Source organism: Mycolicibacter nonchromogenicus, from assembly GCF_002101775.1.
GTDB lineage: Bacteria > Actinomycetota > Actinomycetes > Mycobacteriales > Mycobacteriaceae > Mycobacterium > Mycobacterium nonchromogenicum.
The window spans coordinates 24,188-50,258 of sequence record NZ_LQPI01000047.1; the positions used below are offsets into that span (position 1 = coordinate 24,188).

The 26,071-nt window shown below is 67.5% G+C and carries 22 protein-coding genes; 10 read left to right on the top strand and 12 right to left on the bottom strand.

The window, feature by feature from the left end; translation table 11 throughout:
- Position 1 precedes the first annotated feature (1 nt).
- From AWC18_RS12730 to clpS, 3 genes are read right to left on the bottom strand one after another with little or no spacing between them, the layout of a single operon-like run.
- The gene (locus tag AWC18_RS12730; RefSeq protein ID WP_085138962.1) at positions 2-1,060 is read right to left on the bottom strand and encodes a P1 family peptidase; all 1,059 of its coding nucleotides are present in this window, start codon (positions 1,058-1,060) and stop codon (positions 2-4) included.
- A 5-nt stretch (positions 1,061-1,065) separates the two neighbouring features.
- On the bottom strand, positions 1,066-1,653 hold the full coding sequence (aosR, locus tag AWC18_RS12735) for an oxidative stress transcriptional regulator AosR (RefSeq protein WP_085138963.1): 588 nt from the start codon (positions 1,651-1,653) through the stop codon (positions 1,066-1,068).
- A 30-nt stretch (positions 1,654-1,683) separates the two neighbouring features.
- Entirely contained in the window at positions 1,684-1,998 is a 315-nt protein-coding gene (gene clpS, locus AWC18_RS12740; protein WP_064997773.1) for an ATP-dependent Clp protease adapter ClpS, read from the bottom strand.
- A gap of 55 nt (positions 1,999-2,053) precedes the next feature.
- Between clpS and AWC18_RS12745 the strand changes: the two genes are divergently transcribed.
- Positions 2,054-3,364, top strand: a complete 1,311-nt coding sequence (locus AWC18_RS12745; RefSeq protein ID WP_272937693.1) for a nicotinate phosphoribosyltransferase — start codon at positions 2,054-2,056, stop codon at positions 3,362-3,364.
- Positions 3,365-3,372: 8 nt separating this feature from the next.
- Here AWC18_RS12745 and AWC18_RS12750 read toward each other — a convergent pair whose 3' ends face one another.
- The gene (locus AWC18_RS12750; RefSeq protein ID WP_085138965.1) at positions 3,373-3,639 is read right to left on the bottom strand and encodes a YdeI/OmpD-associated family protein; all 267 of its coding nucleotides are present in this window, start codon (positions 3,637-3,639) and stop codon (positions 3,373-3,375) included.
- Positions 3,640-3,711: 72 nt separating this feature from the next.
- On the opposite strand from AWC18_RS12750, the gene AWC18_RS12755 reads away from it, so the two are divergent.
- The 3 genes from AWC18_RS12755 to AWC18_RS12765 are packed head-to-tail and all read left to right on the top strand — an operon-like array spanning position 3,712 to position 7,606.
- On the top strand, positions 3,712-4,086 hold the full coding sequence (locus tag AWC18_RS12755; protein ID WP_085138966.1) for a nuclear transport factor 2 family protein: 375 nt from the start codon (positions 3,712-3,714) through the stop codon (positions 4,084-4,086).
- Between the two features lie 44 nt (positions 4,087-4,130).
- Positions 4,131-6,137: an ATP-dependent DNA helicase gene (locus AWC18_RS12760; RefSeq protein ID WP_085138978.1), complete on the top strand. Its 2,007-nt coding sequence runs from the start codon at positions 4,131-4,133 to the stop codon at positions 6,135-6,137.
- A gap of 20 nt (positions 6,138-6,157) precedes the next feature.
- Positions 6,158-7,606 (top strand): neutral zinc metallopeptidase, encoded by a 1,449-nt coding sequence (locus AWC18_RS12765; RefSeq protein WP_085138967.1) that lies wholly within the window; start codon positions 6,158-6,160, stop codon positions 7,604-7,606.
- A 118-nt stretch (positions 7,607-7,724) separates the two neighbouring features.
- On the opposite strand, the gene glgP is transcribed toward AWC18_RS12765, so the two are convergent.
- Complete coding sequence (glgP, locus tag AWC18_RS12770) at positions 7,725-10,307, bottom strand: alpha-glucan family phosphorylase (RefSeq protein WP_085138968.1); 2,583 nt, start codon at positions 10,305-10,307, stop codon at positions 7,725-7,727.
- A 148-nt stretch (positions 10,308-10,455) separates the two neighbouring features.
- Between glgP and AWC18_RS12775 the strand changes: the two genes are divergently transcribed.
- Positions 10,456-12,492 (top strand): alpha-1,4-glucan--maltose-1-phosphate maltosyltransferase, encoded by a 2,037-nt coding sequence (locus AWC18_RS12775; protein WP_208858364.1) that lies wholly within the window; start codon positions 10,456-10,458, stop codon positions 12,490-12,492.
- Entirely contained in the window at positions 12,492-14,708 is a 2,217-nt protein-coding gene (gene glgB / locus AWC18_RS12780) for a 1,4-alpha-glucan branching protein GlgB (protein ID WP_085138970.1), read from the top strand. The genes AWC18_RS12775 and glgB overlap by 1 nt, the downstream gene beginning before the upstream one ends.
- A 4-nt stretch (positions 14,709-14,712) precedes the next feature.
- Here the strand turns inward: glgB and AWC18_RS12785 are convergent, their stop codons facing one another.
- Together AWC18_RS12785 and AWC18_RS12790 are read right to left on the bottom strand one after the other, a co-directional pair.
- Positions 14,713-15,627 (bottom strand): tetratricopeptide repeat protein, encoded by a 915-nt coding sequence (locus AWC18_RS12785; RefSeq protein ID WP_085138971.1) that lies wholly within the window; start codon positions 15,625-15,627, stop codon positions 14,713-14,715.
- 144 nt (positions 15,628-15,771) lie between these two features.
- Positions 15,772-16,953, bottom strand: a complete 1,182-nt coding sequence (locus tag AWC18_RS12790; RefSeq protein WP_085138972.1) for an acetyl-CoA C-acetyltransferase — start codon at positions 16,951-16,953, stop codon at positions 15,772-15,774.
- Between the two features lie 82 nt (positions 16,954-17,035).
- Here AWC18_RS12790 and mce point away from each other — a divergent pair, with 82 nt between their 5' ends.
- Positions 17,036-17,524, top strand: a complete 489-nt coding sequence (mce, locus tag AWC18_RS12795; RefSeq protein ID WP_064997355.1) for a methylmalonyl-CoA epimerase — start codon at positions 17,036-17,038, stop codon at positions 17,522-17,524.
- Positions 17,525-17,554: 30 nt separating this feature from the next.
- Here the strand turns inward: mce and AWC18_RS22025 are convergent, their stop codons facing one another.
- The 3 genes from AWC18_RS22025 to nucS are packed head-to-tail and all read right to left on the bottom strand — an operon-like array spanning position 17,555 to position 19,686.
- Entirely contained in the window at positions 17,555-17,851 is a 297-nt protein-coding gene (locus AWC18_RS22025) for an Rv1322 family protein (RefSeq protein ID WP_082961037.1), read from the bottom strand.
- 24 nt (positions 17,852-17,875) lie between these two features.
- Positions 17,876-18,970 (bottom strand): NADH:flavin oxidoreductase, encoded by a 1,095-nt coding sequence (locus tag AWC18_RS12805; protein WP_085138973.1) that lies wholly within the window; start codon positions 18,968-18,970, stop codon positions 17,876-17,878.
- 44 nt (positions 18,971-19,014) lie between these two features.
- Positions 19,015-19,686, bottom strand: coding sequence for an endonuclease NucS (gene nucS, locus AWC18_RS12810; protein ID WP_064997363.1), 672 nt, complete (start codon positions 19,684-19,686; stop codon positions 19,015-19,017).
- A gap of 47 nt (positions 19,687-19,733) precedes the next feature.
- Here nucS and AWC18_RS12815 point away from each other — a divergent pair, with 47 nt between their 5' ends.
- Positions 19,734-21,338: an adenylate/guanylate cyclase domain-containing protein gene (locus AWC18_RS12815; RefSeq protein WP_064997358.1), complete on the top strand. Its 1,605-nt coding sequence runs from the start codon at positions 19,734-19,736 to the stop codon at positions 21,336-21,338.
- A 7-nt stretch (positions 21,339-21,345) separates the two neighbouring features.
- On the opposite strand, the gene glsA is transcribed toward AWC18_RS12815, so the two are convergent.
- On the bottom strand, positions 21,346-22,617 hold the full coding sequence (gene glsA, locus AWC18_RS12820; protein WP_085138974.1) for a glutaminase A: 1,272 nt from the start codon (positions 22,615-22,617) through the stop codon (positions 21,346-21,348).
- Positions 22,618-22,713: 96 nt separating this feature from the next.
- Between glsA and AWC18_RS12825 the strand changes: the two genes are divergently transcribed.
- Complete coding sequence (locus tag AWC18_RS12825) at positions 22,714-24,219, top strand: DNA-3-methyladenine glycosylase 2 family protein (protein WP_085138975.1); 1,506 nt, start codon at positions 22,714-22,716, stop codon at positions 24,217-24,219.
- Positions 24,216-24,707: a methylated-DNA--[protein]-cysteine S-methyltransferase gene (locus AWC18_RS12830; RefSeq protein ID WP_085138976.1), complete on the top strand. Its 492-nt coding sequence runs from the start codon at positions 24,216-24,218 to the stop codon at positions 24,705-24,707. Before AWC18_RS12825 ends, AWC18_RS12830 begins: the two co-directional genes overlap by 4 nt.
- A gap of 6 nt (positions 24,708-24,713) precedes the next feature.
- Here AWC18_RS12830 and AWC18_RS12835 read toward each other — a convergent pair whose 3' ends face one another.
- A complete protein-coding gene (locus AWC18_RS12835) occupies positions 24,714-25,838 on the bottom strand; it encodes a PE-PPE domain-containing protein (RefSeq protein ID WP_234806517.1) in 1,125 nt (374 codons plus the stop codon).
- Between the last annotated feature and the right edge of the window lie 233 nt (positions 25,839-26,071).

The window sequence follows — 26,071 nt, forward strand, 5'->3', positions numbered from 1 at the left end:
CTCACGTCCTTCCCAACCGGTCTTCGAATGCGCCGGGCACGGTGCCTCGGTAGGTCGGCAGGCCGGCCACCGGATCAGCACACAGCAACCCCGTCAGCACAGCCCGGGCCAGACAGTCCGCCGCGGCGGCGCCGACCTCCGCCACCAAGCCGGTCTCCGGGGACATCGCTTCGGGTGTTCCCGGCAGCGGCGGAACCTGCACGGCCCCGGTCGACAACGCGAACACCGTGTCGCCGTCCACCGGGGTATGGGAGGGCCGGATGGTGCGGGCCAGTCCGTCCTGCGCGGCGATCGCCACCCGACGGCACCCGGCCGGGCTGAGCGCCGCGTCGGTGGCCACCACGGCGATCGTGGTGTTGAGCGACACGGATTTGGGTTCCAGTGCGGCGAGTATCGACAGCTGCTCCGACGGTGGCGTCGTGAGACCGAATTCTTCGATCAGCAGGGCCGACCAGGGCAATCCCGTGGTGTGGTCGATGAGTTCGCCGGTGGGGTTCACCACCACGATCGCGCCCACGGTGACCACTTGGTCGGCGAGTTCCAGTGTCGTCGACGCGGCGCCGACGCCGCCTTTGAAGACTCCGGCGCGCGCACCCGCTCCTGCGCCGACGCTGCCCAGCACGAGTTGGTCACCTTCGGGGCCGGCTGCCGCGGCCGCTGCCGCGTAGCCGAATTCGGCGGTGGGACGGCGATCCCAGCCGCCGACCGGCAGGTCGAAGATGACCGCGGCCGGCACGATCGGCACCACACCGCCGTCCAGGGCCACGCCGCGTCCCTGCTCCTCCAACCAGGTCATCACGCCGTCGGCGGCCGCCAGTCCGTAAGCGCTGCCACCGGCCAGCACCACCGCGTCCACCCACCGCACACTGTTGGCCGGATCCAGCAGGTCGGTTTCACGGGTGCCCGGTGCGCCACCGCGACTGTCGACAGCGCCCACCGTGCCGGGTGGCGCCAGCACAACCGTGACGCCGGTGGCCCAGCCGGATCCCAGCGTCGCGTCCGGATCGATCCGCTGGTGGTGGCCCACCCGGATGCCGGCAACATCGGTGATCGAACCCATGCCTGTCATCGTCTGGGCCTTCCCATGAGTGCGACCACCAGAAATTCCTGCAACACGGTGAGCCACTGATACACGTTGAGCTGACCCGCCATTGGATCACCCGCCGGCACCTCATCGGGGCCGTCCGGGCCGATTTTGAGCACGGTGCCCAGCGCGAGGCGGATATCGTTGACCGCGGCGATCCAGGCGTTGGCCTGCTCCTCGGTCAGTTCGAAACGACCGCCCCGTTCGGGCACGGTGGCCAGCATCTGTTGTGCCGCGCCACGTTTGGCGTCGATGATCCCCGGTTCGTGCAGACTGCGCAGCGCTGCGTTCAGGCCGTCCGCGTCGACCACGGAACTGTCCTTATCACCTTCTGGGCGATAGAAATCCGGCAGCAGCCGGCGCATCGTGGCGTCTTCGGGTGGCCGTGTGTTGCCGGTTCGTATGCCGGTGATCTTTTCAAGTTCGTCGGGTTCAGACGAGGACTCCCGCGCGTCGAGCATGTCGACGATCGAGCCGACCAGGTTCCGCAGCAACGCGGCCTCGTGAACGGCCAGGGCAGACCGGAAACGGGGCCCGTCGCCGGTCTCGACCCGCTTCCATTTCTGCACGGTGAAGTCCCGATTCCCTTCGATTAGGTCTCAGCGGTCCTGCTGCATGGTCGCCCACAACCCGGCGGCATGCAGCTTGGACACGTCGACTTCCATCGACTCGCGACTTCCCGACGACACCACGGCCTTACCCTCGTGGTGCACCTGCAGCATCAGCTTGGTGGCGTGCTGCTCGCTATAGCCGAACAGCTTCTGGAAGATGTAGGTCACATAGGTCATCAGATTGACCGGGTCGTCCCAGACGATGGTCACCCAGGGGGAAGCCGTCTCCTCGACCGGGTCGGCGTGTCGCTCTCCGGTGCCCTGCGGCTTCACCGGGGCGGACGTCGGTGCTGACGTGGCCATACCGGTCAGGATACCGAGCCGAGGTGGGGTGCGGTCCAGTCGATACGGTTGTCGGGTGAACCACTCGGCCTGGTGCGGCGGGCTGCTCACCGACAAGTACGAGCTGACCATGCTCGCCGCAGCGCTGCGCGACGGCACCTCTGGTCGGCGGACCGGTTTTGAAATGTTCACCCGCCGACTGCCCGAGGAGCGCCGCTACGGCGTGGTTGCCGGCACCGACCGGTTTCTGGAGGCGTTGGCCGGGTTCACCTTCGACGATGCCGCGCTGAATCTGCTCTCGGAGTTCCTCGATCCCCAGACCGTGAATTTTTTGGCGGATTTCCGCTTCCGCGGTGACATCGACGGCTACCCCGAAGGCGAACTGTATTTCGCGGGGTCGCCGGTGCTCAGCGTGCAGGGCACCTTCGCCGAGTGCGTCGTGCTGGAGACCCTGCTGCTGTCGATCTTCAATCACGACACCGCAATCGCCTCCGCAGCTGCCCGCATGGTCACCGCGGCAGGCGATCGGGCGCTGATCGAGATGGGCTCACGCCGCACACACGAACAGGCCGCGGTGGCTGCGGCCCGCGCCGCCTACCTGGCGGGGTTTGCCGGAACCTCCAACCTGGAGGCGCACCGGCGCTTCGGCGTGCCGGTGCTCGGGACCAGTGCACATGCCTTCACGCTGCTGCATACCGGCGCCGAGGGCGAGGTGGCGGCGTTTCGCGCGCAGGTCGCCGCGCAGGGCGTCGACACCACGCTGCTGGTTGACACCTACGACGTGGCCACCGGGGTGGCCAACGCCGTGGCGGCTGCCGGACCGGGCCTCGGCGCGGTGCGCATCGACTCCGGGGAACTGGCCGTGTTGGCCCATCAGGTCCGTGACCAGCTGGACCGGCTGGGTGCCACCAATACCAGGATCGTGGTCTCCGGCGACCTCGACGAGTTCAGCATCGCCGCGCTGCGGGCCGCGCCGGTGGACAGCTACGGCGTGGGCACCGCCCTGGTGACCGGTTCCGGGGTGCCCGCGGCCGGATTCGTCTACAAACTGGTCGAAGTGGACGGCCGGCCGGTACACAAGCGCAGCGCCGGCAAACGGTCGCAGGGCGGACTCAAACAGGCGCTACGGGTCGCCCGGGACAGCGGCATCGTCACCGAGGAAGTCGTCTACCCGGCCGGGCGCCCGCCGGCGGTCAACGCGCGGGCCCGATCATTGACCGTGCCGCTGGTACGCGGCGGCGAGGTGGTGACCGCCACCGGAGCGACGGCCTTGACTGCGGCACGCGAGCGCGTGGTGGCCGGACTACACAGCCTGCCCTGGGAGGCACTCAAACTCGCGCACGGTGAACCGGCGATCCCGACACGACTGATTCCCGGCGAGGGCTGAGCGCGGTCCTACTTGCCGTTGCGTTCCCGGTGCTTGCAGCCGGGCCAACAGCAGGGGCGGCGCTTGCCTTCCTCGAGTTCCTCACGGGTCCGGCGAATACGGCGCTCACGGGTGACCTGCTGCTTGGCGTCTTCGACCCAGCAGATGAACTCGTTGCGCGCCAAGGGTGTAATGCTCTGCCATGCCTCACGTGCAACGGGGCTGACCAGCAGTCCGTCCCACAGATCTTCGGGGAGTTCGTGCACTGCGCCGCCCGGCAATCGCTGGCTGCTCATCACCTCAGGGTAGCGACGAACGCTGGGAAATTGGGTGGGGCGCGAACGCCGGTGTCACTACCGTGCAGGGCTATGGATATCGATGCGGCGACGTTCAGCCAGCAGTGGGCACGCGCGTGGAACAGCCGGGACCTGGACGCGGTGCTGACACACTTTCACGACGACGTGGCGTTCACCTCCCCGGTGGCCGCGCAGATGTACCCCGAGACGGCGGGAGTGATCCACGGCAAGACCGAGCTGCGCCGCTATTGGACCGGCGCCCTGGCCCGCCGGCCAGATCTGCGTTTCGTGATCGAGGACGTGTACCGCGGGATCGACACCATCGTGATCAACTACCGCAACCAGACCGGCGGACTCGTCAATGAGGTCCTGCGATTCACCGGCGACGGCTTGGTCATCGAGGGCCACGCAACCCATCTTCTGGCCCGTTCCCCCGCCACGGCCTGACGGGTGAGCGCGCAGATCCGAAAGCGGGCTACCGTGTGCACACCATGGCTGACCCGTCCGTATCCGAGCTGCTCGCCTCCGCGGTAGCCGCACTGGGCGGCAGCGAACGCGAGGGCCAGGTTCGCATGGCCGAGGCGGTGGCACGCGCCTTCGACACCGGTGAGCACCTGGCGGTGCAGGCCGGCACCGGTACCGGTAAGTCGCTGGCCTACCTGGTCCCGGCGATCGCGCGGGCGCTGGCCGACGAAAGCCCGGTCGTGGTGTCGACGGCGACCATCGCCCTGCAGCGTCAGCTCGTCGACCGCGACCTGCCGCGACTGGCCACCGCCCTGGAAAAGGTGCTGCCCCGGCGGCCCACCTTCGCGCTGCTCAAGGGCAGACGGAATTATCTGTGCCTGAACAAGATTCACACCGGAATAGCCGAGGAATCCGACGCCGAACCGCAGGCCGAACTGTTCGACCCGTTCGCGGCAAGCGCCCTCGGGCGCGACGTGCAGCGACTGACCGCGTGGGCCGAGGACACCGACACCGGTGACCGCGACGACCTCAAACCCGGTGTACCGGAACGGTCCTGGTCCCAGGTCAGCGTTTCCGCACGGGAGTGCGTGGGCGCGGTGCGCTGCCAATACGGCACCGACTGCTTCGCCGAGCGGGCGCGCGCCGTCGCCGGCGAGGCTGACATCGTCGTCACCAACCATGCGCTGTTGGCCATCGACGCCATCTCCGACACCACCGTGCTGCCCGAACATCGGCTGCTGGTGATCGACGAGGCGCACGAGCTCACCGATCGGGTGACCTCGGTGGCCACCGCCGAACTGAGCGCCACCATGCTCAGCGTCGCGGTGCGGCGCGTCGGCCGGCTGGTCTCCCCCGAGCTGGTCTCGCGCCTGGACGCCGCATCGCTGACGTTCGGCTCCGCGATTCACGACGGCACTCCCGGCCGGATGGATCACCTCGACGACGAGCTGGCCACCTATCTGGCCGCCCTGCGTGACGCCGCCGGCGCAGCCCGCGCAGCCATCGCTCCCCCGCAAGCGGGAGGTACCCCCTCCGCCCTCGCCGACCCCAAAGCCGCGGCCGCACGCAAGGAATCCGTCGCCGCGTTGACCGAGATCGCCGACACCGCAGCACGGATCCTGACCTCATTCGAGCCGGCCATCCCCGACCGCTACGACGTGGTGTGGCTCAGCCACGAAGACAACCGGGGCTCGGTGCGGGCCGTACTGCGGGTGGCACCGCTGTCGGTGGCCGGCCTGCTGCGCGAGCGGCTGTTCGCCCGCGCGACGACGGTGCTGACCTCGGCGACGCTGACCGTCGGCGGGTCCTTCGACGCGATGGCCGGGGACTGGGGTCTGCGGCGCGGCGAGGATCCCCAGGCCGCGCGCTGGCGGGGACTTGATGTCGGCTCGCCGTTTGCGCACGCCAAGGCGGGCATCCTCTACGTCGCCAAACATCTGCCACCGCCCGGGCGCGACGGCACCGGCACGGCTGAGCAGCTCGACGAGATCGCCGCGCTGATCACCGCGGCTGGCGGTCGAACTCTGGGCCTGTTCTCCTCGATGCGGGCAGCACGGTCCGCCGCCGAAGCGATGCGCGAGCGGCTCGACACCCCGGTGTTGTGCCAGGGCGACGACACCACCGGCGCGCTGGTGGAGCAGTTCGCCGACGACGCCGAGACCTCGCTGTTCGGCACGCTGTCGCTCTGGCAGGGCGTCGACGTACCGGGGCCGTCGCTGTCGCTGGTGCTCATCGACCGCATTCCGTTCCCGCGGCCCGATGATCCGCTGCTGACCGCCCGGCAACGTGCCATCACCGCGCGCGGCGGCAACGGCTTCATGGCGGTGGCCGCCAACCACGCGGCCCTACTGCTGGCCCAGGGCGCCGGCCGGCTGCTGCGTGGGACTGATGACCGCGGCGTGGTGGCGGTGCTCGACTCCCGAATGGCCACCGCCCGGTACGCCGGGTATCTGCGAGCCTCGCTGCCGCCGTTCTGGGCCACTACGGACTCGGCAAAGGTTCGGCTGGCGTTACAGCGGCTGCGCGGCGCCTGAGCCCACTATCGTGATACCCCATGCGCCTTGGCCGCCGACGGCATCGTGTTCCCCTCATCGCCTGCACGGTGGTGTTGTTGCTGAGCGGATGTGCCCGCATGCTCGACGGGCAGCCGGTGTCTGTCTTCGCCGACCCGTTCCGGGTGGGCGGCCTGCAGTCCGTCGACGGCCCCACCGGACTGCGCCCTGACGCCCCGCCACCAACCCGGGAGGTCGACGGCACCGACGGCGGGCGGATCGATCAGCTCGCCGTTCAGTCGGTCAGTGACCTGGAGGCGTTCTGGACCACGACCTACCCGAACACCTTCGACGGCGATTTCCGGCCGGCGAAGTCGCTGCGGTCCTGGGATCCCGGGCAGCTCCGCGGAAAATTCTGCGGCAACCGGACGTTCCTGCTGGTCAACGCGGCCTACTGCTACCTGGACAACACCATCGGCTGGGACCGCAGGTTACTGCTGCCCGCACTGCGCAGCGCCTATAACGACTTGGCGGTCACCATGGTGCTCGCCCATGAATACGGCCATGCGATCGCCAGGACGGCCGGCATCACCAAGACTCGCCAGACTCCGACGCTGGTGGCCGAACAGCAGGCCGACTGCCTGGCCGGTGTCTACATACGCTGGGTGGCCCAGGGCGACTCCCCACGCTTCACCCTGAGCACCGGCGACGGACTCAACGGCGTGCTGGCCGCGATGCTGGCGTTGCGTGATCCGTTGCTCGGTCCCGATGAGGAGATGGGCAACAACGAGCACGGCTCGGCCTTCGAGCGGATCTCGGCGTTCCAGTTCGGGTTCACCGACGGCGCCGATTCGTGCGCGGCCATCGACGCCGAGGAGATCGAGCAGCGGCGTGGCGAGTTGCCCGTGCAGCTGCAACAGGATGAGACCGGCGAGCTGCCGGTCAGCGAGGACTCGGTGCTGCTGGTCCTCGACGCGATGAACGCCTTGTACGCCCCGGCCGAACCGCCCCGACTGACGTTCGACGCCGCGGTCGCCTCATCGTGCCCCGACGCCCGTCCCAGCCCACCGGCCTCCTATTGCCCGGCAACCAACACCATCGCGATCGACCTGCCGGCACTGCAGGCCATGGGCACCCCCAGCAAGGACCAGAAGTTGGCAACGCTGTCCGGCGACAACACCGCCTATTCGGTTCTGGTCTCGCGGTATCTGCAGCGGATACAGATCGAACACGGCGGGCTGGTGCTCGACAACGCCTCGGCGGCGCTGCGCACCGCGTGCCTCACCGGGGTGGCCACCAGCCAACTCTCCGAGGGCGTCACCACCCCCAACGGCGGCACGATCGCGCTGACGGCGGGCGATCTGGACGAGGCGGTCGCCGGGCTGCTGACCAACGGTCTGGCCGCCGGCGACGTCAACGGCGAGTCGGTGCCGGCCGGATTCTCGCGGATCGACGCCTACCGCACCGGGGTGCTCGGCGACTTCGACCGCTGCCTGGCCCGCTTCCCCTGAGGCGCCATACCCCTCAGCGAACCAGAGCGATGAGCGTTCAGATTGCGCTGAGGGCTGTAGGTTCCGAGAAATCACTGCCCTAACGGCAATCTCAGCCAGCGTGGCGCGCCGGCGCCACTCAGGCCAGCGTGACCAGGCCCAGTTCGGCGCCGCCGGACAGCAGCGGATGGCTCGGCAGCACCCGCACGGTGTAGCCCACGGCCCCGGCCACCGGCAGTCGACTGGTGGTGCAGAAGACTTCCGTTCCGTCCGCGTCGGTGTGGACGTGCGCCATCGCCACGGTCACCGGATCCAGCAGCGTGTCCCCGGAATCCACCCGGCCCAGCACCGCCTGCACGGTGACCTCGTCCGGCCGCAGGCCGGCCAGGCGCACCGAGGCGGTGAGTGTCAGCTCCGAGCCCAGCCACGGCGCGTCGGGCAGCCCGGTGCTGTCGACGTCGGTGATCTCGATGTGCGGCCAGGCCGCCTCGGCTCGACGCCGGTAGTCGGCCAGCTGGCGTGCCGCGCCGTAGGGCACCCCGTCGATCGACTCGCAGGTGCGCCGTGATGACTGCGCGGCGGGCGCGTAGCACTGCTCCACGTAGTCGTGCACCATCCGCGATGCCAGCACTTTCGGCCCCAGCGTCTGCAGCGTGTGGTGCACCATCTCCATCCAGCGCGCCGGCACGCCCCGTTCGTCGCGGTCGTAGAACTTCGGTACCACCGAAGACGCCAGCAGGTCGTAGAGCGCCGTGGCTTCCAGATCGTCACGCCGATTCTCGTCGGCGACGCCGTCTGCGGTGGGGATCGCCCAGCCGTTCTGTCCGTCGAACCACTCGTCCCACCAGCCGTCGCGAATCGACAGGTTCAGGCCGCCGTTGAGCGCGCTCTTCATCCCCGACGTGCCGCAGGCCTCCAACGGGCGCAGCGGATTGTTCAGCCACACATCGCATCCGGCGTAGAGCCGCCGCGCCATCGACATGTCGTAGTCGGGCAGGAAGGCGATGCGGTGCCGCACCTCGGGACGGTCGGCGAACCGCACCACCTGCTGGATCAGGGCCTTGCCGCCGTCGTCGGCCGGATGCGACTTGCCGGCGACGATCAGCTGGACCGGGCGCTCCTCATCGAGCAGCAGCTGCTCCAATCGGTCGGGATCACGCAGCATCAGGGTCAACCGCTTGTACGTCGGAACCCGCCGGGCGAAGCCGATGGTCAGCACGTCAGGATCGAATGCCATAGCGATCCAACCCAACTCGGCTTCCGAGGACCCGCGCTCCAGCCCAGACTTCAGCAGCCGCAACCGGACCTCGTCGACGAGCAGTGCCCGCAGCTGCGAACGGATGGACCACAAGGTCGCCGGATCGACCTCCTGCAGGTGCTGCCAGGCGTCGGGCTCGCTGAACGAGTCGGGAGCGGCCACATCGCGAATGAGCTGCAGCCATGGCGGCGCCGCCCAACTCGGCGCGTGCACACCATTGGTGATCGAGCTGATCGGCACCTCATCGGCGTCGAACCCGGGCCACAGATCGTTGAACATGCCCCTGCTGACCCGACCGTGCAGCCGCGAGACGCCGTTGGCACGCTGCGCCAGCCGCAGACCCATGTGAGCCATGTTGAACATGCCGGGATCGTGTTCCACGCCCAGCTCCATGATGCGCTCGGTGGGCACCCCGGGGACCAGGGCATCACCACTGTCGTCGAAATAGCGGCGGACCATCTCGGCGGGGAAGCGATCGATCCCGGCCGGGACCGGGGTGTGGGTGGTGAACACCGTTGACGAGCGGACCACGGCCAGCGCGGTGTCGATGTCCAGGCCCTGTTCGACGATCAGCTCACGGATGCGCTCGACGCCGAGGAAGCCCGCGTGCCCCTCGTTCATGTGAAAGACCTCGGGCGCGGGTATCCCCTCTATGCGGGTGAATTCGCGGATCGCCCGCACCCCACCGATGCCAGCCAGGATCTCCTGGCGAATCCGGTGTTCCTGGTCGCCGCCGTAGAGCCGGTCGGTGATTCCGCGCAGCTGGTGCGGGTTCTCCCCGATGTCGGAATCCAGCAGCAGCAGCGGCACTCGACCGACCTGCGCCACCCAGATCCGGGCCCGCAGTCGGCCGGCACCGGGCAACACCACCTCGATCAAAACCGGCTGGCCGTCGGTGTCGACCAGCAGCCGCAGCGGCAGCCCCTGCGGGTCCAGTGCCGGATAAGTCTCGCGTTGCCAGCCGTCGCCGGTCAGCGCCTGACGGAAATACCCGGACCGGTAGTAGAGGCCCACCGCAATCAGCGGCACGCCCAGATCCGACGCCGACTTCAGGTGGTCTCCGGCCAGGATCCCCAGACCGCCCGAGTAATTGGGCAGCGCCTCGGCGACACCGAACTCCATCGAGAAGTAGGCGATCCCCCTCGGCAGCTCCGCCCCGGCATCCTGCTGGTGCTGGTACCACCTCGGGCTGGTCAGGTACGCCGTGAGGTCGGCCGACAGCTCGTCGAGGCGGGCGGTGAATTCCTGGTCGGCCGCCAACTCTTCGAGTCGCGCGGGACTGACCGCCCCCAGCAGGGCCACAGGGTCGCGCGCACACCCGTCCCACAGTTCGGGGTCGATGGCTGCGAACAGGTCCTGAGTGGGTTGCTCCCACGACCAGCGCAGGTTCATCGACAGCTGCTCGAGCGCAAGCAGCCTCTCGGGTAGGTGGGCGCGAACGGTGAACCGGCGGAGGGCCTTCACGATTGACCACCCTACCGACGGTGCGTTTCGGGACTGCCCTGTCCATCTGACAATTGGGTTGCGAACATGTTGCGCGATGCAGGGTTGCACGGGCGACGGCTACCGTGGGCGGAGTAGGCCGACGGCAAATGACGACGAACGGAGTGTGGTGGCTGGCCGAGTCGAGGTCGACGATGTCGAGCCGGTCGTCTCGTGCGGCCGCTACCCGGTCAAGGCCGTGGTCGGTGAGACCGTGCCGGTCAAGGCCACCGTCTGGCGTGAAGGCCACGAGGCCGTCGCGGCGACGTTGGTGGTGCGCTACGCGGGGCGCCACTACCCGCTGCCCGGCGATCCCCCACCGGCGACCTCGCCCGGCCCGGTCCTGCAACTGCCCATGCATACCGGGTTCGACGCCTACGTCTTCCACGGCGCCTTCACCCCCGACGCCGTCGGTCTGTGGACGTTCCGCGTCGAGGGCTGGGGGGATCCGTTGCAGACCTGGCGCCATGCGGTGACCGCCAAGCTGGACGCCGGACAGTCTGAGGCTGAGCTGTCCAATGACCTGGTGATCGGTGCCGCGTTGTTCGACCGTGCCGCAGCCGGCGTACCCAGGGCACACCGCAAATCGGTGCGGGCGGCGGCCGCCGCGCTGCGTGCCCCGGGCGATCCGGTGTCGCGAGCCGCACTGGCGCTGTCGTCCGAACTCGACGAACTGCTGGCCCGCCATCCGCTGCGTGAGCTGGTCACCGCCGGCGTCGAACACCAGGTGTGGGTGGATCGGCCTTTGGCACGCCGCGGCGCGTGGTACGAGATGTTTCCGCGTTCGACCGGCGGCTGGGACGCCGAGGGCCGGCCGGTGCACGGCACCTTCGCGACCGCGGCTGCGGCCCTGCCCCGGATAGCGGACATGGGCTTCGACGTGGTGTATCTGCCGCCGATCCACCCCATCGGCCGGATACACCGCAAGGGCCGCAACAACTCCGCGACCGCCGAACCCGGTGACGTCGGTTCGCCGTGGGCCATCGGCAGTGCCGAGGGCGGGCATGACGCGGTGCATCCGGCATTGGGCGACATCGGCGACTTCGACGACTTTGTCGCCGCGGCGCACCGGCTCAATCTGGAGGTTGCCCTCGACCTGGCGTTGCAATGCGCACCGGATCATCCCTGGGCCACCGAGCACCGGGAATGGTTCACCGAGCTACCCGACGGCACCATCGCCTACGCGGAGAACCCGCCGAAGAAGTACCAGGACATCTACCCGCTGAACTTCGACAACGATCCGGCCGGCCTGTACGCGGAGGTCCTGCGGGTGGTCCGGTTCTGGATAGACCACGGGGTGAGGATCTTTCGGGTAGACAATCCGCACACCAAGCCCCCGGACTTCTGGCTCTGGTTGATCGCCACCGTCAAGAACATCGACCCCGACGTGCTGTTCCTATCCGAGGCGTTCACGCCGCCGGCGCGCCAGTACGGCTTGGCCAAGCTGGGATTCACCCAGTCCTACTCGTACTTCACCTGGCGGACGAACAAATCCGAGCTCACCGAGTTCGGTCGGCAGATCGCCGAACTCGCCGACTTCCGTCGGCCGAATCTGTTCGTCAACACTCCCGACATCCTGCACGCCAGCCTGCAGCACGGCGGCCCCGGGATGTTCGCCATCCGTGCGGTGCTGGCGGCGACGCTGGGTCCGACGTGGGGCGTGTACTCCGGGTTCGAGTTGTTCGAGGACCGTGCTGTGCACGAAGGCAGTGAGGAGTACCTGGACTCCGAGAAGTACGAACTTCGGCCCCGCGACTTCGCCCGTGCCGTCGCCGAAGGCCGGTCCCTGGAGCCGTTCATCGCCCGGCTCAACGAGATTCGCCGACTGCACCCGGCGTTCGATCAGCTGCGCACCGTGCACTTCCATCATGTCGACAACGACGCGCTGCTGGCCTACAGCAAGTTCGACCCGGCCACCGGCGACACCGTATTGGTGGTGGTCACCCTCAATCCGTTCGGCCCCGAGCAGGCAACCCTGCGTCTGGACATGTGGGTGCTGGGAATGCCCGACTACCAACGCTTCTGGGTGCGTGACCAGATCAGCGGTGAGGACTACAACTGGGGCCAGGAGAACTATGTCCGCTTGGACCCGGCCCATGCGGTCGCTCATATCGTCACCATGCCGCCGATCAACGCCGGCGCCCGAACCGAGCTGCTGCGACGCTGATGAGCCGTATGTCCAAACATCTGGCGCCGCATCCTGCTGACCTGGCTCGGCTGCTTGCCGGCGAACACCACGACCCGCATTCCGTTCTGGGCGCTCACGAATACGGCAAGACCACCGTCATCCGAACGCTGCGACCGCGCGCTCAGCGGGTGGCGGTGCTCGTCGGCGGCAAACGTTTCACCATGCGTGACCTGGGCTCGGGGTTGTTCGCGGCGGCCCTGCCGTTCACCGGCCTCGTCGACTACCGGCTGGAGGTGCACTACCCGCAGACCGGCGAATTCGCCGAACCCACCGGGGTACACACGGTCGCCGATGGGTACCGATTTGCGCCGACCCTGGGTGAGCTCGACCTGTACCTGTTCGCCGAGGGCCGCCATGAACGTCTCTGGGAAGTGATGGGGGCTCAGCACCGGAAGTTCACCACGCCCGACGGCGAGGTGTCCGGCGTGTCCTTCGCGGTGTGGGCACCGAATGCCACCGGGGTGAGCCTGATCGGCGATTTCAACGGTTGGGTGGGCGACAACGTCCCCCTGCGGTGCTTGGGCTCCTCGGGTGTCTGGGAGCTGTTCTGGCCAGACTTTCCCGCCGCCGGACTCTATAAATTCCGCATTCACGGGGCCGACGGCACGGTCACCGAGCGCGCCGATCCCTTCGCCTATGCCACCGAGGTGCCACCGCGCACCGCGTCGATGGTGACGTCCAGTGACTACACCTGGAGCGACGACGAGTGGATGGCGCAGCGCCGCACCCGTATTCCGGTGAGCGAGCCGATGAGCACCTACGAGGTGCATCTGGGTTCGTGGCGCCCGGGGCTCAGCTATCGCCAACTCGCGGTGGAGCTGACCGAATACGTGGTCGAGCGGGGCTTCACCCATGTCGAGCTGCTGCCGGTGGCCGAGCACCCCTTCGGCGGGTCCTGGGGATATCAGGTGACGTCGTACTACGCCCCGACGGCACGCTTCGGCACCCCCGACGACTTCCGGGCGCTGGTCGACGCGCTGCACGGTGCCGGTATCGGCGTCATCGTGGACTGGGTTCCGGCGCACTTCCCCAAAGACGATTGGGCCCTGGGCCGATTCGACGGGACTCCGCTCTATGAGCACTCCGATCCGCGCCGCGGTGAGCAACTCGACTGGGGCACCTACGTGTTCGACTTCGGCCGGCCAGAGGTGCGCAACTTTCTGGTGGCCAATGCGCTGTATTGGCTGACCGAGTTCCACGTGGACGGGCTACGGGTGGATGCCGTGGCATCGATGCTCTACCTGGACTATTCGCGCCCGGACGGCCAATGGACCCCCAATATCCACGGCGGCCGGGAGAACCTGGAGGCGGTGCAGTTCCTGCAGGAGTTGAACGCGACCGCCCACCGGGTCGCTCCCGGCATCGTGACCATCGCCGAGGAGTCCACCTCCTGGCCGGGAGTCACCCGGGACACCAGCCTTGGCGGACTGGGATTCTCCATGAAATGGAACATGGGCTGGATGCACGACACCTTGGCCTACCTCGGTCATGATCCGGTGCACCGCAGCTACCACCACCACAACATGACGTTCTCGATGCTCTATGCGTTCAGCGAGAACTATGTGCTGCCGATCAGCCACGACGAGGTGGTGCACGGCAAGGGCACGCTGTGGTCCAGGATGCCCGGCGACGACCACCACAAGGCGGCGGGCCTGCGCGCTCTGCTGGCCTACCAGTGGGCGCATCCCGGCAAGCAGTTGCTGTTCATGGGCCAGGAATTCGGCCAGCGCGCGGAATGGTGCCACGACCGTGGGGTCGACTGGTTTCAGCTCGACCCCCAGAGCGAACCCGACGGCTACTCCCCCGGCATTCTCCGGCTGGTCAGCGACCTCAACGCGCGCTACCGTGCCCTGCCCGCCCTGTGGACCCAGGACGCCGACCCGCGGGGCTACTCCTGGATCGACGCCAACGACTCGGCCAACAATGTGCTGAGCTTCCTGCGTTACGGCACCGATGGTTCGGTGCTGGCCTGCGTGTTCAACTTCGCCGGCGTCACCCACGCCGATTACCACCTGGGGTTGCCGCGAGCGGGCCGCTGGCGTGAGGTGCTCAACACCGATGCGGTCGACTATCGCGGATGGGGCGAGGGCAACCTGGGCGGGGTACAGGCCACCGACCAACCGTGGCACGGCCGACCGGCCTCCGCGGTGCTGGTGTTACCCGCCCTGTCGGCCGTGTGGCTGGCGCCCGAGTAGCGGGTCAGTACAGCGCGTTGGCCAGATTGCGCCGGCCGGCGACGACGTCGGGGTCGGCGGGGTCGAACAGCTCGAACAGTTCCACCAGCCGGGTCCGCACCGCCGCGCGCTCGTCACCGGCGGTCCGCCTTACCAGGGCGATCAGCCGGTCGAACGCCGCGGTGACGTCCTGGTTGAGGATCTGCACGTCAGCGGCGGCGAAGGCGGCCTCGATATTGCCCGGGTCCGCATCGGCCTGTGCCGGTGCATCGGGTGCCCGACTGGTCGCGCGTTCCAAGAAGGTGAGCTGGCGCAGCGCGCCCTTGGCTTCGACATGGTCGGGGTCGGTGTCCAGCAATGCCTGGTAGGAGGCTCGGGCCGCCGAGAAGTCGCCGGCGTCGAGGTGTGCACGCGCCTGCGCCAACACCGGGTCCACCTGTTCCGGCTGCTCGGCGACACCGCCACCGGCGAGCTTGCCTGCGGTGGCCGACACCAGCGAGTCCACCCAACGGCGCAACTGGTCGGGTGGCTGAGGTCCCTGAAAGCTGGTGATCGGCTGACCGGCGGCCAGGGCCACCACCGTCGGCACCGCGTCCACGCCGAACACCTGCGCCACCCGCGGGGCGACGTCGACGTTGACGGTGGCCAGCGACCACTTGGCGGGCGCACCGTCGGCGTTGTCCGCCTGTGCCAGCGCGGCGAAGGTGTCGGCCAACTGGATGCAGACCTCACTGCGCGGCGACCACAGCAGGACCACCACCGGTACCTGGTTGGACCGGACCAGCACTTCGTCTTCGAAGTTGGCCTCGGTGATCTCCGTGGCTCCGGGGGGAGCCGGGGAGGCACCGGCGGCGCCGCCGGATTGAGCCGGCTTCTTGAGGCCGGCCAAGTCCACTGCTCCGGCCAACGCCGGGCCGATAGGGGGTCGAGGACGCGTCACGCCGTCAAGTCTGTCACGTCGCCGTCGCGGCGTGGCCGAGGGCCTTTTATGCGCCCGAGCACCTCACTATGACCAATATCACACTGCGGTTTCGCCGCACAGCAAACAGGCCTCGCCAGCAACCTACGCAACCGTAGGAAGCCGCTATCCCGCGCGCAGGATGAGCGCGTCACCCTGGCCACCGGCACCGCACAGCGCGGCCACCGCATAGCCCGAACCGCGTCGCTTGAGCTCAAGTGCGGCGTGCAGCGTGATCCGGGCCCCGGACATCCCGATCGGGTGCCCGACGGCGATCGCACCACCGTGCACGTTGACCACGTCACCGCTCAGACCCAGCTCGCGGGTCGATGCCAGCGACACCGCGGCAAAGGCCTCGTTGATCTCCACCACGTCGAGTTGATCGACCGAGATCCCCTCGCGCTCGATCGCCTTCTTGATGGCATTGGCCGGCTGGGACTGCAGGGTCGAATCCGGCCCCGCAACCACGCCGTGCGCCCCGATCTCGCACAGCCAGTCCAGACCCAGCTCCTGCGCCTTAGCCTTGCTCATCACCACCACCGCGGCCGCGCCGTCGGAGATCTGCGACGACGAACCGGCGGTGATGGTCCCGTCCTTGCGGAACGCCGGCTTGAGCCCGGACAGCGACTCGGCTGTGGTGTTGGCGCGGATGCCCTCGTCCTCGGTGAACTCCAGCGGATCCCCCTTACGCTGCGGGATCTTCACCGGCACCACCTCGTCGGCGAAAACGCCGTCCTTCCAGGCCGCGGCGGCCCGGCGGTGCGACTCGGCCGCGAACTCGTCCTGCTCAGCGCGGGTGAACTTGTCTTCGTCGTTGCGCTGCTCGGTGAGGGCGCCCATCGGCTGGTCGGTGAAGACGTCGTGCAGCCCGTCGTAGGCGAGGTGGTCACGCACCGTCACGTCGCCGTACTTGTAGCCCGACCGGCTGTCCAGCAACAGGTGCGGGGCCTTGCTCATCGACTCCTGGCCGCCGGCCACCACCACGTCGAATTCGCCGGCGCGGATCAGCTGGTCGGCCATGGCAATGGCGTTGATGCCCGACAGGCACATCTTGTTGATGGTCAGGGTCGGCACGTCCCAGCCGATGCCCGCGGCCACCGCCGCCTGCCGAGCCGGCATCTGCCCGGCGCCCGCCGTGAGCACCTGCCCCATGATCACGTACTGCACCAGCGACGCCGGTACCTTCGCCTTCTCCAGCGCCCCGGCGATGGCGACTGCGCCCAGGTCACTGCCGGAAAAATCCTTCAGCGCACCCATCAACCGACCGATGGGGGTACGAGCCCCAGCAACGATCACCGATGTCGTCATGACTACCTCCCGGGCGGGTCTGAAAGGCCGATCTCTCCGGTCGGCTCAACGCGATGTTTCCGCTCAGGTTACCGTTAGTCCTATGACGACCGAATCCGTCGCTGACCCTGAGGTACGACCCGCCCTGGCTTCGGCCCTGGTGACGGCGGTCGACCACGTCGGTATCGCGGTCTCGGACCTGGAAGTGGCCAAGAAGTGGTACCACGACAAGCTCGGGATGATCGTGCTGCACGAAGAGGTCAACGAGGAGCAGGGCATCGTCGAAGCGATGCTCGCGGTTCGCGGCGCGCCGGTCGGCAGCGCCCAGATTCAGCTGATGGCCCCGATCGACGAGACATCGACCATCGCCAAGTTCCTGGACAAGCGCGGTCCCGGTCTGCAGCAGCTGGCCTACCGGACCAGCGACATCGAAGCGCTCTCCGAGCGGCTGCGCGAGCAGGGTGTCCGGCTGCTCTACGAGGCCCCGCGGCGCGGCACGTCGAACTCGCGGATCAACTTCATCCACCCCAAGGACGCCGGTGGCGTGCTGGTCGAACTGGTCGAGCCGGCCGCGGACGCGCAAGCACACTGAGTTACTAGGACCAGTTCCTGGCCGGGCCTACTAGGACCACTTACGGGTCGGGCCCCGATTGTTGCGGTTTGCCCAACACGGCGTATGCCAATGCCGTCGGTCCTCGTCCGCCGAGTCGCCGAAGTCCGCCGGCCACACCACTACATGAGCTACGTCGCAACGGATTTCGTGATCGCATCCGGGGCAGCGGTAGACCTTGATGGCCCGCGCGCCCGCAATCGGCACGACGATGTATTCATAGCCGTCAGGACCGGTCTCCACGCGTTGTTGCCGCGGCAGCGGCCGTAGCGGCTGTTGCCGACGCGACGGCTTGTGGCGACGAGCCATGGCGATCAGCCTAGTGAGGCCACCTCACGCGAGTTTGGACAGTGCGGCCGCGGCGTCGTAGCCGGTGAACCCGGCCAACTCGTCGCGGCGCAGGCGATTCACCCAGGTCGGGTCGGCAAGCAGCGCCCGCCCGATGGCCACCACGTCGAACTCCCCCGCGTCGAACTGTTCGACCAGCCGATCGACCGGTGCGGGAGCGATCACCTCACCACGCTTCTCGCTGCGGAACTGTGTTTCCAGCCCGACCGACCCAACAGCGATGACGGGCACGCCGGTGACCTTCTTGGTCCACCCAGCGAGGCTCAGGGCACTGTCCTGGTCGGGGAACCCCGGCGCATAGTGCCGCCGAGTCGAGGGGTGCAGCATGTTCACTCCCGCGTCGACGAGTGGTGTGAGCAGTTCCTGCAACTGTGTCGGGTCTTCGGCGATGGATGCCGTGTAGTCGGTGCCCTTCCACTGGGAGAACCGGAAGATGATCGGATAGTCCGGTCCGACCGCGGCGCGCACCGCGGCGACCACTTCGGCCGGGAAACGAGTGCGAGCCGCCAGCGACCCGCCGTAGCCGTCGGTACGCCGATTCGTGCGCTCCCAGAAGAATTCGTCGAGCAGGTAGCCGTGGGCACCGTGAATCTCCACCGCGTCGAATCCGAGGTCTCGCGCGGTGACGGCACTGGTGGCGAAGAGCTGTGCAACTGTGGCGAGTTCGTCGGTGCGCAGCGCGCGGCCACGCGGCTTCCCGTGTCCGTCAATGCCCGACGGGCCGACCGGTTCCACCCCGTCGTCATCGCGGCGCTCCACCCCCTGATGCCACAACTGCGCCGCGATCGTCGCTCCCTCGGCATGGACGCCGTCGACCACGCGGGTCCATCCGGCGAGCACGTCGTCGCCGGCGAGGGTCGGCACACTGGCCGGAAATCCCGCTGCCGGGTCGGGCAGCCGGATGCCCTCGGTGATGATCAGTCCCACTCCGCCGGCAGCACGCCGTCGGTAGTACTCGGCCACATCGCTGCCCGGAATGCCGTCGGGGGACGCCTGGCGGGTCATGGGCGCCATCGCGAACCGATTGGGGACGGTCAGCGAGCGGACGGCCAGCGGCTGAAAGAGGTCATCGAGTGCCATGCGCTGCTCCAACGCACGACCGTGCGTTGCTATTCCGGTGACGCTCAGAACAGCCGGTACTCGTCGCTGTCCATTCCGCGCATCGCGTCATAATCCAAAGTCAGGCAACGGATGCCGCGGTCGGTGGCCAGAGTGCGGGCCTGCGGTTTGATCTGCTGAGCGGCGAAGACTCCACTCACCGGTGCCAGCAGGCTGTCGCGGTTTAGCAGTTCTAGGTATCGCGTGAGCTGTTCCACACCGTCGATCTCGCCGCGCCGCTTGATCTCCACCGCGACCGCTCGCCCCTGTTCGTCGCGACACAACAGGTCGACAGGACCGATTGCGGTCATGTATTCGCGGCGCACCAACGTGTAACCCTCGCCGAGCAGTTCGACGTGCTCGGCCAGCAATGCCTGCAGTTGTGCCTCGACACCGTCTTTCACCAGCCCGGGGTCGACACCGAGTTCGTGACTGGAGTCGTGCTCGATCTCCTCGATGGTGATCCGCAGCTGATCACCGGTCTTGTTCGCCACCACCCATACCGGGAACTCACCGCCGGTCTCCTCGGTGAGCCGGCACGGTGGACTCATCCAGTTCAGCGGCTTATATGCACGGTCGTCGGCGTGCACGCTGACCGAACCGTCGGCCTTCAGCAGCAGCAGTCGCCGGGCAGAGGGCAGGTGCGCGGTGAGCCGACCGACATAGTCGACGGTGCACTGGGCGATCACGAGTCGCATCCGATCCACCTTAGGGGGAGAGCTCGAGCAACTATCCTTACGCCACGATGACGCCTCCGAAGACGTTCGCACAGCGACTGGGCCGAGTACTGGAGCTGCTCACCCGCCAGAGCGGACGGCTGCCCGAGGAACCCGAGTACGGCTCCTGGCTGCTGGGTCAGGTGTCGGAAAGTCAGTACCTGCGACGGATTCGCATCCAGTTCATTTTGACCATCGTGATCGTCGGGACGAACCTGCTCGGTGTCGCCGTGGAAGCACTGCTGGTGACCATGGCGTTCCCGGTGCCCAGTGTGTTCAGTGACGCCCCGGCGTGGCTGACCTTCGGGCTGGTGCCGGCCTACGTGGTCGCGGCTCTGGTCGGCGGCACCTACGGGATAACCCGGCGCACCGTCAGAAAATTGCGCTGGGCCATCAAAGAGCAGTCGCCGACGCCCTCCGACGAACGCAACGCCTTCCTCACGCCCTGGCGGGTGGCACAAGTGGTGCTGGCCCTGTGGGGTGTCGCGACGGTGTTGTTCACCGTGCTCTATGGGATGGCCGACAAGATCTTCATCCCGATCATCGGGGTGACCCTGACCATCTGCGGCATTCTGGTGTCCACGGCCTGCTACCTGTTCACCGAATTCGCGCTGCGGCCGGTGGCCGCACAGGCGCTGGCTGCCGGCCCGCCGCCGCGCCGAATTCTCTCGGGCATCATGGGCCGGACGATGATGGTCTGGCTGCTCACCTCGGGGCTTCCGATCCTGGGCATCGCGTTGACCGCATTCTTCGCGGTGGTGCTCAAGAATCTGACCTTGGAGCAGTTCGGCGACGCCGTGCTGATCGCGTCGGTGACCACGCTGGTCTTCGGTTTCCTGTTGATGCTGATCCTGGCCTGGCTCACCGCGACTCCGGTGCGCGTGGTGCGCGCGGCTCTGCGACGCGTGGAACAGGGGGATCTGACGGGCGACCTGGTGGTGTTCGATGGTACCGAACTCGGTGAGCTGCAAAGCGGTTTCAACGCGATGGTGCACGGACTGCGCGAGCGTGAACGCGTACGTGACCTGTTCGGTCGTCACGTCGGGCGTGAAGTGGCCGCCGCCGCCGAACGCGACCAGATTCAACTCGGCGGCGAAGAGCGGCACGTCGCAGTCGTTTTCGTCGATATCGTCGGCTCGACACAGATTGTGACCGCCAAGCCCGCGACCGAGGTGGTCAGCCTGCTGAACCGGTTCTTCGCCGTCGTCGTCGACGAAGTCGACCGCCACCACGGGCTGATCAACAAGTTCGAGGGCGATGCCACCCTGGCGATCTTCGGCGCACCCAATCACCTTGAGCAGCCGGAGAATGAGGCGTTGGCCGCAGCCCGGGCCATCCTGTATCGCCTGAGCGCCGAGGTACCGGAGATCCGGGCGGGCATCGGTGTGGCGGCCGGCCAGGTCGTGGCCGGAAACGTCGGCGCCAAGGAACGATTCGAGTACACCGTGATCGGAGAACCCGTCAACGAGGCCGCCCGGCTGTGCGAGTTGGCTAAGGCCCAACCAGTGCCCCTGTTGACGACCGCCAAGACCATGTACGCCGCCAGTATCAGCGAGCAGGCGCAGTGGGAGGTGGGTGATTCGATCGTGTTGCGCGGCTACGAAGAACCCACGGTGTTGGCCAGCCCCCTGTGACCTCCGGCTAGTCCCCTACCCATATCTCGGTCGCCGTCAGTGCGTCTTCGACCGTGGCGAACACCATCCCGGCCGACGGGTCGGGCGCCACCGACCCGTCGGGATCGACGAGCAGACCCTGTTTGTCCAGAGCCCGCAACTCCTCGGGCAGCCCCGCCAGCAGACCGCGTGCCGGCTCGCTGATCGTGTGCAGGCGCGAGACGTCGAGGATGGCGGTGTCGATGTCGCCGCATTCGCGGGTGGCGGTGCGAACCACCTGTTCGGCCCCGGCGAACAGCAGATCGCCGTGCACCTCGTAGACCCGAACTCCTGGGCGGGGAGCGTAGACCCCGCGGATCGCCGCATGAGCCTCACTGCTCACCGTCAGGAAGTGCAGCCCGAGCTGTTGGGAAAGACTGCGGCACACCAGCATCCCGCGCACGCTGTTGCCCTTGGCATCGATCCGCGGTGAATAGACGCCGATACCCAGCTGTCCGGGAAGCACCGCCACGATGCCACCGGCCACACCGCTCTTGGCCGGCAGCCCGACCGCACTGACCCACTCACCGGCGGCGTCGTACATTCCGCAGGTCACCATCACCGACAAGGTGCGCCGCACCACCGCGGCATCGGTCACCTGCCGCCCGGTCAACGGGTTGTGGCCGCCGCGGGCCAGCGTCGCGGCCATCCGGGCCAGGTCGGTGCTGGTGACCTTCAGCGAACACTGACGGATGTAGAGATCCAGGGCGTCGTCGGGGTCGGCGCCCAAAGCGCCGAAACTGTCCAACAGATAGGCGATCCCGCGGTTGCGGCTGCCGGTCGCCCGCTCCGACAGATACACCGTCTCGTCGAAGTCCAGGTCACGGCCGGCGCAGGCGCTGAAGAACTCACGGACAAGATCGAACCGGTGCTCGAGGGTCTTTCCGGGGATCAAGGAGCACGCCACGATCGCACCGGCATTGATCATCGGATTCTTCGGGACATTGGTGACCTGATCCACGCTGATCTTGTTGAAGCCCTCACCAGAGGGCTCCACGCCGATCCGCGCGTCAACATCCGCCTGCCCCAGCTGATCGAGGGCGAGCGCGTAGGTGAACGGTTTGGAAATGGACTGCATGGTGAATTGCACTCCGGCGTCGCCGGATTCATAGACATAGCCGTCCGACGAGGACAATGACAGACCGAACCCGGTGGGATCGACCTCAGCCAATTCCGGGATGTAACTCGCCAGAGCGCCGTGGTCCACCCCGGCGTGCTCGGCAAGAATCCCGTCCAAGTACCGCTGCACCAGTACCGTCACGCACCGATGCTAGCCCCGCACCCGCGCCGGCGACCCCGAGACTGTCATGTCGCTTTTCCGCTAGTGTCGTCGGCCGGCGCGTGACATCGTTGAATCGTGCATGACGACTTCGACCGCTGCTATCGCGCCGTGAAGTCCAAAGACGCCCGCTTTGACGGCTGGTTCAACATCGCGGTGCTCACGACCGGGATCTATTGCCGGCCCAGTTGCCCAGCGCGCACGCCGCTGCCGGCGAATGTCCGGTTCTACCCCACCGCCGCCGCCGCACAGCGAGCCGGATTCCGCGCCTGCAAGCGCTGCCGCCCTGACGCAGCGCCGGGTTCTCCGGAGTGGAACGTCCGGGGCGACATCGTGGGGCGCGCTATGCGCCTGATCGCCGACGGCATGGTCGACCGGGAGGGTGTGAGCGGGCTTGCCGGCCACCTCGGCTACTCGGCCCGCCAGTTGCAGCGGTTGCTGCAGACCGAGGTCGGCGCCGGCCCGCTGGCACTGGCCCGCGCCCAGCGCACGCAGACCGCTCGCGTCCTGATCGAGACCACCGACCTGCCCCTCAGTGATGTCGCGTTCGCCGCCGGTTTCGCCAGTATTCGGCAGTTCAACGACACCATCCGCGCGGTGTGCGCCACGACGCCGACTGTGCTGCGCAGCCACGCCGTCGCACGCTCACGAAGCCCATCCGATCGTGACGCCAAGGCTCCGGGTGCCCTGTCCCTGCGCCTGCCGGTGCGCACCCCGTTCGCGTTCGAGGGCGTGTTCGGGCACCTGGCGGCGTGCGCGGTGCCGGGCTGCGAGGAGGTCCGCGACGGCGCCTACCGGCGCACGCTGCGTCTGCCGCACGGCAATGGCATCGTCAGCCTGCGCCCGGCCCCCGACCATGTCCGGTGCCGCCTCGTGCTCGACGACTTCCGCGATCTGACCGCCGCGATCACCCGATGCCGGCGACTGTTGGACCTCGACGCCGACCCGCAAGCCGTTGTCGAGGCCCTGAGTGCCGACCCGGACCTGGCGCCGCTGGTGGCCAAGGCGCCGGGGCAACGTATTCCGCGGACCGTCGACGAAGCCGAGCTCGCGGTGCGGACGGTGCTCGGCCAGCAGGTGTCGACCAAGGCGGCCCGCACCCATGCGCATCGGCTGGTGGTTGCACGCGGCCAACAACTCGACGATCCCGTCGGCGGACTCACTCACGTCTTTCCGTCGGTGGAGAGCCTTGCCGACATCGAGCCCGAGCAACTCGCTCTTCCCCAGGCCCGCCGCCGGACACTGCTCACCCTGATCGCACGGCTGGCCGACGGCGCTCTGGACCTGAGCGCGGGTTGCGACTGGGAGCAAGTCCGCAGCGACCTGATGGCGCTGCCGGGAATCGGAGCCTGGACCGCCGAGGTGATCGCCATGCGCGGTCTGGGCGACCCTGACGCCTTTCCCGTCACCGATCTCGGCGTACAGGCCGCTGCCGGCAGACACGGCCTACCTGATACCCCACAGACCCTGATCCGGCACAGTGCTCGTTGGCGGCCGTGGCGCTCCTATGCCACCCAGCATCTTTGGGCGAGCCTGGATCACGCCGTGAATGATTGGCCCCCGGCCGCTAAGGAGATCGCATGACCACGCAGCGCATTATCGACAGCCCGATCGGTCCGCTGACCCTGGCGGGCCACGACGGCAAACTCAGCCATCTGTTGATGCTGGATCATTCGCACGCTCCCAGCCGGGTGGGCTGGATCCGCGACGACACCGCGTTTCCAGAAGTGGTGGAGCAACTCGCGGCCTATTTCGCCGGTGAGCTCACGGAGTTCGACGTGACCCTGGAAATGGCCGGCACGGAATTCCAGCGCCGGGTATGGACCGCCCTGCTGACCATCCCGTACGGACAGACTCGCTCCTACGGCCAGCTGGCCAGCCAAATCGGGTCACCCAGCGCGTCCCGGGCCGTCGGACTGGCCAATGGCCGCAATCCGATCTCGATCATCGTGCCGTGTCACCGCGTAATCGGCAGCAACGGCAGTCTGACCGGCTACGGGGGCGGTATCGACCGCAAGCGAACGCTTCTGGATCTGGAACGCCAGCGCAGCCAAGCCACCCTCTTCGGCTGAACCTGCTTAGTCGGGCATCGGGTATTCGGTCGTGTCGGTGAAGCCTTCGAAGAACTCCAGCAGACCGGTCAATGCCTCGCTGAACGTCGGGGTCGGCGTATCGATGGCGCCCACGATGTAGCCCTCTTGAATGAGACCGGCAAGCGACGGGTGCTCGATGAGCGGGACGATCTCGTAGGTCGAGGGATCCAACAGGCTCGCGAGGGCGTTGCTGATCCCCTGCTGCACACCATTGCCCAGCGCGGACAACAGGTCGCCGAGATCGATGTTGGCGGGGAAGAAACCCGGCTCCGCCGGCTCGTCGATGTCTCCCGGCGGCCAACCGTAGTCGATGTTGCCGTAGCCGAGGTTCACCAGAATCCGAGTCACCGGCTCCAACAGCTCGTAGAGGGGCTGACCGAGGATCGGGATCAACTGCAGCGGCGCCAACACCGGCAGCAGCTCCGAGGTGATCATGTAATAGGAGTTCAGCGAGTCGGGGTCTGACGTCGGCAGTTCGATGGCGGACGCGACCTGTTCGGGTGTCGCGCTCAACAGGACCGAGTGCCCGTAGAGGAAGCCCAGGGCCGAATTGAGGTCCGCCAGCGGATTGAAGTACGTGGGCTTGAAGGCCACCGGGTCGTACTCGTAGTTGTATACGTCGGTGCGGTACAGGTCGGTGGGGATGGCGCTGGTGCCGGGGGATCCGATCAGCACGAAGCGCACCAAGTCGTTGGATATGCCTTCGTCGGCCAGTCGCTCCATCAGGCCGACTGAGATCGAGGAGCTCTGCGAGTAGCCGAACACCACAACCGGGTGATCAGCGTCCACCTCGCCACCGTTGATCTCGTCCATTACCGCGTTGTAGAGGATCTGCTCACCCACGGCGCGGGAGGTCGAACTGACATTCTCCGGTGTCCAGAGCGAGAAGAGCTCGCCGCCGAACCCGTGCGGCTGCAGATACAGATTGTTGATCGCCTCGAGGTAGCGCTCGGACGGCTGCGGCATACCGGTTCCGCCCATCACGAACGCGATACCGTCTCCGAGCGACGTGCCGTTGCCCGTCAATGAGACTGCTGCGCTCTGAGCGGCGGCCATCGGCGAGGCCACCGGTGTGGCGGCGAGGACACTTGCCGCGGCGAGGCTCGCCACAACGGGAAGGCAAATATGAGTGCGCACCGGTATACCCCTGTTAGTTAGCTGAGTTAAGACTTAAAGGTAGGACTTCCCGGGGCCGCGCGCAATAGCATCGGGCCGCTAGACGCCGGCCTGGAGCTTGGCACGCACCAACCGCGTAGCTTTTCGGGTCCCTGCGTGTCAGGGTGAGTTGAGTCCAGTGGTTCATAGCAACCCGCTTGCAGGGCGAGATACGGATCAACTCGAAG